The following is an 8,985-nucleotide window of genomic DNA, read 5'->3' as shown; positions in this document are numbered from 1 at the left end:
TTGTGGGGGTTTTAGGGGTTGGAATAAATTAGGGCTATAAAGCTCTAGCAAGCATGTCTAGGGCATGCTCTACGCTTTTATCTTGGATAGTCTCTCTCTCGCCTTCAAAAAAGCAACGCTCAATTGAAGCTTTAGCCCCTACTTTTTGAACACCGATATAAACAGTGCCTACAGGATTAGCATTACTCCCTCCATTAGGACCAGCAACCCCACTTATTGCAAGAGCAAAATGAACTTTAAAATTCAAAAATACGCCCATTAACATTTCTTTCACGCATTCTTCACTATAAACCCCAAAGGCTTTTAAAGTCGTGGCATTGACCTTTAATAATTGCTGTTTAACTTCTTCACTATAACACACAATTCCCCCCATAAACACGCTTGAAGCCCCACTAATAGAAGTGAATGCATGCGATAATAACCCCCCAGAGCAGCTTTCAGCTACAGCGACTTTTAAGCCTAAAGCTTTCAGGCGTTCTATTAGAGCGTTTGTCCCCTTATTGTGGGCGTCTAGTTCCAAAATATTAGAGTTAAAAAGCGTTAGAATATAATCTCTAGCTTGAGATAAATTCTTGCCTTTTAATTCAATATAGTCTTCTTTGACTTGAGCTAGAATACTCAGTCGTTTTAATTCATTTTCAATCAAAATAAAACCGCTCTCATTATCCATATTCAAAAATTTAAATTTCATTTTTAACCTTTTTAAAATCCTAGATTAAGCGTTCGCCATAATTCTTCTACTTCTTCTATTTCTAAATAAATAGTGCTTTGGGTGTGAAAAAAAACTTGAATTTTTTCTAAATTAAGGCTTTTAGTTTTAAGGCATTTTGGGTGTGCTAGAACAAATCCTTGAGCTAAGGATACAGAATGTTCTAATTTTTCATTGCATAAAAAACAAGAGCCTTTAGTTTGCAAACGCCCTTCAAAATGTAAAAGCTTTGCATACATTTCTAAGATTACTCTTAAAGGGTGCTGTTTAGAGAGTCTTTTAGCCCCATTGTCTAAAGTGTCAAAATAGATGTTATCTAAAGAATGCACCCCTTCTAAATGCTTGAATAATAACGCACAAAAGCGTTGCCAAAAAAACAAGCGTTCTAATTCTCTCTCCCATACATAGCCTAAATGCAAAATATTTCTTAGTTTGGGTAAAAATTTTTCGTCATTTTCTTCTTCAAAATCAATTTTACGCCCCACATTTAGCACGCTATGGCGTTTGCCATAGAAACGATAAAGTGTTTTTAATTCGGTTTTGGTTAAAATGCATACGATTAAATCTTCATCCCTTATGCTTTGTGTTTTTAAAAGAAATCCTTGCATTTTTACTCTTGGGAAAAAATTTTCTTTATTATAAGCAAAACTTAGATACAATCTCAATAAAACTGCAAAATTAAGGAAAAGAATGGGATTTGCAGATTTCTTTAAAAATTTTAAAATAGATAAATTGCGAGCAAGCAAGAATGAGCAACCAAGCCATTGGGTTAAATGTCCTAAATGTTGTGCATTAATGTATTATAAAGAAGTGTTTTCTAAAAATAATGTGTGTTTAAAATGCCACTATCATTTTCGCATGAGTGCCACAGAGAGGATTGATTTTTTATGTGATGCGGGGAGCTTTGAAGAGTTTGATAGGCATTTACGCCCTAATGACCCTTTGAATTTCGTGGATAAAGAGAGCTATAAGCAACGCATTAAAAAATATGAGAATAAAACCAATCGTCCAAGCTCTGTGATTAGTGGTGAGGCTAAAATCAATCGCATGCCTTTGCAAATTGTGGTGTTTGATTTTGGTTTTATGGGGGGGAGTTTAGGCTCAGTTGAGGGCGAAAAGATTGTAAGGGCTATTAATCGTGCTATAGCTAAAAAAGAGGCGTTATTGATTGTTTCAGCAAGTGGGGGAGCTAGAATGCAAGAATCTACTTATTCGCTTATGCAAATGGCAAAAACTAGTGCCGCTTTGAATAAACTTAGTGAGGCTAAGCTCCCTTTTATTTCACTACTAAGTGACCCTACCTTTGGAGGGGTTAGTGCATCTTTTGCTTTTTTAGGGGATTTGATTATCGCTGAACCGGGGGCAATGATAGGTTTTGCAGGAGCTAGAGTGATTAAGCAAACTATAGGGACTGATTTACCCGAAGGCTTTCAAACGGCGGAGTTTTTGCTAGAGCATGGTTTGATAGATATGATTGTGCATAGAAAAGATTTGAAAAAGACTTTGAGTGATTTAATTGCTATGACTACGCACACGACTTCAAAGGTTTTTTAAAAAAGAGTTTTATAATATTATGCGTTGTGTGGTGTATTCTATCGCTAAGAGTTCGCCTTTAGAGCTTGTGAGTGTCTATCAAAAACAATGCAAGCAGTTTGCTTGTGAGCTAGAATTAATAGATTTATTCCCTAAAAATATAGCGAACGCTCAAAAAATTTCCAAAGAATTTGCCCAAAAAGCTTACTCTTTAGCCTTTGAGCCGTATCTAAACTCTAAGGCAAAAAACATCGCCTTACACCCTAGGGCTAAAGGGGGAGATAGCTTTATGTTTAGTAAAATGTTAGAAAATCATCTTAATATTAATTTTTTTATCGCTGGGGCGTATGGGTTTGAGGAGGAGTTTTTAAAAAATTGTGAGGCATGGAGCTTGAGTGAGATGACTTTTAGCCATGAGGTGGCTAAGATTGTGTTGTGTGAACAGATTTATAGAGCTTTGAGTATAATCCACCAACACCCATACCATAAATAGGAGGCGTGTATGCGCTATTATGTTGTGTTTGCATTTTTGTTTATTGTAGGCTTTGGAGTGTTTATCTATAGCATAGATACGCATTCTTTTGTTTTAAATATTGGAACTACAAGTATCAATCTGCCTATAGCAGTGTGGCTTATGGGGGTTCTGGGGGCTTTTGCCCTTTTTTCATGGATTTTTTTATTCAAGCATAATATCAGTCATAAAATCCGCTTGCACCATGAAAAAAAGGATTTTGATAAATTACTCAATCAAATTATGGCTCAAGACACTCAAAAAACTTTTTTAAAAACTAAATTTGCCAATAAGCACATGGAGAATCTCTCTCAAATTCTAGCTCGCTATGATTTAAAAGCTGATTTAAACACGCCAAATAGTGGGTGTGAAAAAGTGGATAATCTCTTTTCGCATTATCAAAACCTTGAAAATGGCGAACTCAAAGAATCTAAAGAACATTCTAAGCATACCCTTTCTTATGAGCATGCTTATTTCCCTAAGCGTTTGATAGCCTTAATCCAGCATGACCTTAAAAATGCTTTAGAAACCCTAAAAAACACGCAAATCCCTTTAGAATTACGCCGTTATGCTTTTTGTGAAATCACTCAAAAAGGGAGTGAGAAAGAGGTTATAAAAGCTCTTAATTTAATGCAAGGCTTGTTAGATAAAGAATGCGTGAGACATCTTTTGAACGCTTTTTTTGAAAAGAATATCGCTTTAGATGTTTCAAAAATATCGCAACTATGCCTTGAAGCACATTATGATAAAAACGATTATTTAAAGCTCGCTCAAAACGCACAGAATTTTTTAATCCCTGATAAGTGGTTTAAATTCTTTGAATTTTTGAGCGAAGAAGATGATCAAGCACAAAAAGCCTTTTTATTTGTGTTATTAGAATTAGAGATGAATGATTTAGCCAAAGAGCGTCTAGCGACCTTACCTTTTGAAGAATACACTCTTTTAAACGCTTATATGGACTTAAAAAAAGAGCATAAAGCTTATAAATTAGAGGCGTTTTTGTAGGGTATTTTTAGAAGTAGGATTGATTTGAAAAATCTAAAGTTTAGACTTTAGATTTTTTGTTGAAAATCTTAGGTGTTGTGCTTAGTGATAGGGTGATGTCATTGCAATCAATTCTGGGGATAAGATAGGGGTTTTCTGTGTGTAAGTTGGCTATTCTTGGTTCTGTGCTAAAGGCTGTAGCACATCTTTTTGATTTTAAAAAATCTATGAGATGATTATTGTAACCCCCATAGGGGTAACAATACACAAAATTTTTCTTATCAATAAAATCTGATAAAATCACTAAAGCCTTATTTAAATCATTCTCAAATACTTTCTTATCTATGCAATCCATCCAAAAATGGTCATATCCATGCACACCTATAAACATGCCCTCTTGTTGCATTAGTTTGAGCTGATCGGCATTCATATACAGCTCTCTAGCAAAAATATTTTCACAAACACCTACATATTTCTTAAATAATTGGCTTGCAATGGTTTGTCTCAAATCTTTATCTAGCACATTTTGTAAGATACGCTTGATAAAAATAATCTTTTTATTGTCCCAACGATTCGCTTTAGCATATTGGAAAAACAATTCATTGTTGCTAGGAAGAGAATAACCATTGGCTCTAGCGTAATCTAGCATATTATAAAGTTCTTTTAGTAAATTGTCAGTATTTGAGCGGTTTGCCAAAATAAAGTGGATTTTATGGACATCTAATAGAGAGAGTTGGGGGGGGGGGGTAGTACACTCATCAAGTGTCTTGGCATTTATGAAAAAACTCCCTTGAAAATTATAAGCCTTTAGAAGAGGGAATACATGCAAATAATGGTCTAAAAGTCCATCATCAAATGTTAAAAGCAAGGCATTTTTAGGCAAATCTTTTTGGCCGTTTAAAGCAAGTAGAAAATCTTGCATAGTAATTACTTTATAATATGAGGCAAAAAACTCTAAATGCTTTTTAAAGGTATGTAATTCTAGTCCTTTGATATTAGGGTAGCGACTACTAGCAAGATTTCTAACATAATGATACATAACAATAGTAACTTTGGAATTTGTAGTGTGCATTCTATATTGCATTAACAACAAGCCTTTATTTTAGGTTTTATCACACAATTATAGTATAAAATAGAAATATTAAATATATTTCTTAGATTTTAAAAATTAAAATAATTTAGCTTTTTGAAAGATGTTTTTGGTGTGATTATATTTTAACATAGTTTTGATATTAAAATATCTTTATTAATATAGATAATAAAAAACTATGAGATAATAGAAATTTAACTTAAAGATAGAAAATATTATATTTTTTTATATTTATATAAATATTACTTATTGTAATAATTAACCATGCTTTAAGTAATAAAATAGTTTTATCAAGACAAATATTTTAACAGAGTTTTTAGTTTTAAAAAGGTTTGTTTTTTAAACATTTTTATCGCTTAGATTTTATTTTGTAGTAATTCTTTAGGGAGGATTATGTAGAGTATTTGTTATCTATTAACGCCTTGTGGAATGACCCACAAGGCTAAAAACTTATTTTTTATGAGCAAAAGTGTGTGGATTGCCTTTAGCTCCGGCATAAGTGATTTTATCACCCAAAATATCATAGGCTTGACCAAAGCCTTTTACATAACGACCTTCTTCAAAATCTAATGCGATTAAATGGAAATCTTGCATGGTGCGTATGGTTTTAATGCCCCCAGCACCACCTGTTTTTTCAATGAAAGCATCAAAAGCCTTGTCAAACTCAGCTCCCCTTTCAATAAATCGCACTTTAGTTTTATAACGCAAACGCTTTCTTAAAATCGCTGATTTAGCTTTGCTCTCATCTTCTAAAAACATCACTTCTACATTATTTGGATTGTGCTTAAGACTAGCAAAATGTTCGGCTACTTCACTCACATAAATATAGTATTGCTTGTTATCGGACATAAGGCTCGCATAAGAGCATACCACATGCCCATTAGGGTGTAAGGTTGCTAAACAAATAGAATCAAAACTCTCTCTAAAAGCTTTGATTTCTTCCTCAACGCCTTTTAAATCATGGGTTTTTTCTACACTTTGGCACAATTCAATGATGGCGTTTTTATAATCTTTAGGGTCTTTAATCTCTTCATTAAACTCAATTCTTAAGGTTTGATTATCATTGTAGCTAATCACAATGCCTTGAGAATCCACGCTTTGAAACTTTACATTCTCAGCGTTATGGATTTGTCCGAATTTTTTTAACAAGCCCTTCATGTCTTCTACATGATGAGCGTTCATGTGTTCTATAATACGAGTAAGCATAGTAATTCATCCTTATTTTTTAATATAAGTGAGAATACTACAATAAAAGGGTTAACTCTAAGCTTAATTTTGAGTTGAAAACTTGGTTTTTATCTCTATGCCTAAAAGTTTAAAGGCGTTAGTTAAGCTTAAGCTAACCACTAAACAAATTTTTAAAAGCTCTTTTTGTTTAGGAGTGTCTAAAATTTTACAGGCATTATAGAAGCTGTGAAATTCAGATGCTAAAGTCTTTAAATATTCGCACATTTTTTGCAAGCCGTATTCTTCAAAAGAAGTTTCAATAACTTTAGGCAAGCTTAAGGCACTAAAGAGCAAGTATTTTTCTTCAGCGTTTAAGTTTGTTAAAGGGGTTTGTAAAATCTCTTCTTTTGAAAAGTGTGATTTTTCTAGCATGGTGTGGATTCGTGAATTAGCATAATGGATATAGTAAATAGGGTTTGAGCTATCTTGTTTATTAAGGCTATTGACATCAAATTCTAAGTGGGTATCAAGGCGTTTAGATAAGAAAATAAACCTTAAAGCGTCTTTGCCTATATCATCAATGACATCTTTTATCAAAATAAAATTGCCAGCTCTTTTACTCATTTTGTAAGGTTCTCCATTTTTGAGTAAACGCACCATTTGAGCGAGCAAGACTTCAAGCTTGTTGGAATCATAACCTAAAAATTCAAGACTAGCTTTCACTCTAGCGATATAGCCATGGTGGTCTGCCCCCCAAATGTTAATAAACTTGGTATAGTTTTGTTTAAATTTTTCATTATGATAGACAATATCGCCAGCTAAATAAGTGTAGCTCTTATCTTCTTTGATAAGCACTCTATCGCTTTCATCTTGGTGTAATGAAGATTTGAGCCAAATTTTAGAATCCTTTTCATAAAGAGCGTTGTTTTTTTCTAAACACTCAAACACTTTGTCTTTATTCTTAAAAATTTCTTTTTCGCTCGCATAAGAATCAAAGTGAATGCCTAAAGCATCTAAATTATCCTTGATTTCTAAAAGCATTAAATCCTTAGCATAATCGCTTAAGACTTCAATAATCACTTCTTCGTTTTGCTCAAAAAGGCTGGACTCTAAATCCTTACTAGCAAGCTTTGCGATTTCTATGATGTATTCGCCCTTGTAAAAGACTTCTGGGTAAGTTACACTCTCTTTTAAAACATGCTCTTTATAAGCAAGCCATACTGAAAGTCCTAGCAAGCGAATTTGAGCTCCCATATCATTTACATAATATTCACACAGGACTTCATGCCCTAAAAAGCGAGCGATTCTTGCCAAGCTATCGCCAAATACCGCCCCCCTTGCATGCCCTATATGTAAAGGTCCTGTAGGGTTAGCACTCACATACTCTAAAAAGATTTTTTGAGAATTTTTACTAGGAGCTTTAGAGCCAAATTTTTCTTTTAATTTTAAAGCACTTTGGGTAAAACGCTCTAAAAAACCTAAGGAAAGCGTGAAATTAACATAACCCTTACAAGCGACTACGTCATCAAAAAATCCTTGAACTTTTGAATGCGAGCTAATTTTAATGGCTAATTCTTCAGCGATAGCTAAAGGTGATTTTTTAAAGACTTTTGCCAAACTAAAAGCAACAGGCGTGGCATAATGCCCATGCTCCCTGTTTTTAGGGTATTCAATAATCACTTCAGTTTCTAAAATTTCTTCTAAAACGCTCTTAATGAGAGTGTGCATTTTTAACTTTCTTGTTTTTGAGTGGTTTTAATATTTTGGTTAGTGCTTACTTTTTCATCAAGGCTCTTTTGAGAGGCGTTAGAAGAGTTTAAATCTTCTTCGTCATCTTTCACAGCTTTTTTAAAATTTTTAATCCCACTACCCAAACCTTTAGCTAACTCTGGAATCTTCTTAGCTCCAAACAATAAAACAATCACTAATAAGACAATAACCCAGTGCCATATGCTCGTAAATCCACCCATAATTTAACTCCTTAATCTCTATATTTTTACTTTTCTCTTATTATAACCTTTTTAAAGGTAATTGATAGGTTTTATACCCAATCAATTCTTCCATTCTTCACATACTTTTTCAAAATTAAACGCTTTTAAGCGATAGGCTAAAGTCCTAGCAATGCTTAATATAGCTTCTTTAGATTTTTCTAAATTGTCGTTAATAATGAGATAATCAAAGCCCTTTAAACATTGCATTTCATTATAAGCATGGACTAATCGCTTTTCTATAGTTTCTTTAGAATCTGTCCCCCTTAAAAGCAAACGTTCTTTTAAAATCTCTTGATTTTTAGTGTTAATAAACACTGAACATGCGTTAGGATAATACTTTTTAATGTCTCTATGTCCTTGCACATCAATATCAAAAATAACGATTTGTCCTTCTTTTAAGGCTTTTTCTACAGGGATTTTAGAAGTGCCATAGTAATGATTATGCACAATAGCCCATTCTAAAAATTGCCCTTTTTCTATGCCTAGTTTAAATTCTTCTTCGCTTACGAAGTTGTAATGCAACCCATTAGTCTCGCCTTCTCTAGGTTTGCGAGTGGTTGTAGAAAGAGAAAAATAGGTTTGAGAAATATTCTCTTGTAAATACTTGGTAAGGGTGCTTTTACCTGCTCCACTAGGACCTGATAGAATGAGTAAATTAAAATCATTATTCATTAGATTTTTTATCCTCTAAAGTGATTTTAATGTTTAAGGTCTTGCCTTCTAAAAGGCTTTCTAAAGATTCTTGATTGAGATTTTTAAACAAGTCTTGTAAGCTTTGTTTAAGGTGTAATTCAAGGGGGTTAGAAAGATTATCGCTTGTAGTTTCTTTGGTTGTTTCTAGGGTGTGTGCATCACTCTCCTGTTTAGTAATCTCTTTGGTTGGTGTTGTAATGTCCTCATTAGTAAGGGGTAATTCTTCTCCGATAGCTTTAGCCATAACAGGTTCAGGAATATCTTCAATATTTTCGTAGTTTTTAGGAGCTTCTACAAGAGGTTCTTC

General features: G+C 33.5%; 10 protein-coding genes and 1 pseudogene. 3 read left to right on the top strand and 8 right to left on the bottom strand.

Going from position 1 to position 8,985, the window contains the following annotated elements:
* Positions 1-34 precede the first annotated feature (34 nt).
* A complete protein-coding gene (locus C6H25_RS04400; protein ID WP_104748247.1) occupies positions 35-691 on the bottom strand; it encodes a nicotinamide-nucleotide amidohydrolase family protein in 657 nt (218 codons plus the stop codon).
* 11 nt (positions 692-702) lie between these two features.
* Positions 703-1,317 carry a recombination protein RecO gene (recO, locus tag C6H25_RS04395; protein WP_104748249.1) on the bottom strand — a complete coding sequence of 205 codons (615 nt, stop codon included), beginning with the start codon at positions 1,315-1,317 and terminating at the stop codon, positions 703-705.
* Between the two features lie 82 nt (positions 1,318-1,399).
* On the opposite strand from recO, the gene accD reads away from it, so the two are divergent.
* The 3 genes from accD to C6H25_RS04380 are packed head-to-tail and all read left to right on the top strand — an operon-like array spanning position 1,400 to position 3,758.
* Positions 1,400-2,263, top strand: coding sequence for an acetyl-CoA carboxylase, carboxyltransferase subunit beta (gene accD, locus C6H25_RS04390; protein WP_104748246.1), 864 nt, complete (start codon positions 1,400-1,402; stop codon positions 2,261-2,263).
* A 19-nt stretch (positions 2,264-2,282) separates the two neighbouring features.
* Positions 2,283-2,735: a 23S rRNA (pseudouridine(1915)-N(3))-methyltransferase RlmH gene (gene rlmH / locus C6H25_RS04385; RefSeq protein WP_104748245.1), complete on the top strand. Its 453-nt coding sequence runs from the start codon at positions 2,283-2,285 to the stop codon at positions 2,733-2,735.
* Positions 2,736-2,744: 9 nt separating this feature from the next.
* Positions 2,745-3,758, top strand: a complete 1,014-nt coding sequence (locus tag C6H25_RS04380; RefSeq protein ID WP_104748244.1) for a LapA family protein — start codon at positions 2,745-2,747, stop codon at positions 3,756-3,758.
* 40 nt (positions 3,759-3,798) lie between these two features.
* Here the strand turns inward: C6H25_RS04380 and C6H25_RS04375 are convergent, their stop codons facing one another.
* The 6 genes and pseudogenes from C6H25_RS04375 to C6H25_RS04350 all read right to left on the bottom strand — a co-directional run.
* Positions 3,799-4,821: a polysaccharide deacetylase family protein gene (locus C6H25_RS04375; protein WP_233707329.1), complete on the bottom strand. Its 1,023-nt coding sequence runs from the start codon at positions 4,819-4,821 to the stop codon at positions 3,799-3,801.
* A 456-nt stretch (positions 4,822-5,277) separates the two neighbouring features.
* Positions 5,278-6,033 (bottom strand): HugZ family heme oxygenase, encoded by a 756-nt coding sequence (locus C6H25_RS04370; RefSeq protein WP_104748243.1) that lies wholly within the window; start codon positions 6,031-6,033, stop codon positions 5,278-5,280.
* Positions 6,034-6,096: 63 nt separating this feature from the next.
* Positions 6,097-7,722, bottom strand: coding sequence for an arginine--tRNA ligase (gene argS, locus C6H25_RS04365; RefSeq protein ID WP_104748242.1), 1,626 nt, complete (start codon positions 7,720-7,722; stop codon positions 6,097-6,099).
* Between the two features lie 2 nt (positions 7,723-7,724).
* Positions 7,725-7,964 carry a twin-arginine translocase TatA/TatE family subunit gene (locus tag C6H25_RS04360; RefSeq protein ID WP_104748241.1) on the bottom strand — a complete coding sequence of 80 codons (240 nt, stop codon included), beginning with the start codon at positions 7,962-7,964 and terminating at the stop codon, positions 7,725-7,727.
* 81 nt (positions 7,965-8,045) lie between these two features.
* Positions 8,046-8,657: a guanylate kinase gene (gmk, locus tag C6H25_RS04355; protein WP_104748240.1), complete on the bottom strand. Its 612-nt coding sequence runs from the start codon at positions 8,655-8,657 to the stop codon at positions 8,046-8,048.
* Positions 8,650-8,985: pseudogene (locus tag C6H25_RS04350) on the bottom strand (hypothetical protein); the annotation flags it as partial. The pseudogene C6H25_RS04350 and the gene gmk, both read right to left, overlap by 8 nt.

Origin of the sequence: Helicobacter cetorum, assembly GCF_900198405.1 — a bacterium.
Lineage (GTDB): Bacteria > Campylobacterota > Campylobacteria > Campylobacterales > Helicobacteraceae > Helicobacter > Helicobacter cetorum_C.
This window is presented reverse-complemented; position numbering and strand designations above follow the sequence as displayed.

Coding starts and splice junctions, on each gene's coding strand:
- argS (WP_104748242.1), bottom strand. CDS start 7,722: ATGCACACTCTCATTAAGAGCGTTTTAGAAGAAATTTTAGAAACTGAA.
- C6H25_RS04370 (WP_104748243.1), bottom strand. CDS start 6,033: ATGCTTACTCGTATTATAGAACACATGAACGCTCATCATGTAGAAGAC.
- C6H25_RS04380 (WP_104748244.1), top strand. CDS start 2,745: ATGCGCTATTATGTTGTGTTTGCATTTTTGTTTATTGTAGGCTTTGGA.
- recO (WP_104748249.1), bottom strand. CDS start 1,317: ATGCAAGGATTTCTTTTAAAAACACAAAGCATAAGGGATGAAGATTTA.
- accD (WP_104748246.1), top strand. CDS start 1,400: ATGGGATTTGCAGATTTCTTTAAAAATTTTAAAATAGATAAATTGCGA.
- rlmH (WP_104748245.1), top strand. CDS start 2,283: ATGCGTTGTGTGGTGTATTCTATCGCTAAGAGTTCGCCTTTAGAGCTT.
- C6H25_RS04400 (WP_104748247.1), bottom strand. CDS start 691: ATGAAATTTAAATTTTTGAATATGGATAATGAGAGCGGTTTTATTTTG.
- C6H25_RS04375 (WP_233707329.1), bottom strand. CDS start 4,821: ATGCAATATAGAATGCACACTACAAATTCCAAAGTTACTATTGTTATG.
- gmk (WP_104748240.1), bottom strand. CDS start 8,657: ATGAATAATGATTTTAATTTACTCATTCTATCAGGTCCTAGTGGAGCA.
- C6H25_RS04360 (WP_104748241.1), bottom strand. CDS start 7,964: ATGGGTGGATTTACGAGCATATGGCACTGGGTTATTGTCTTATTAGTG.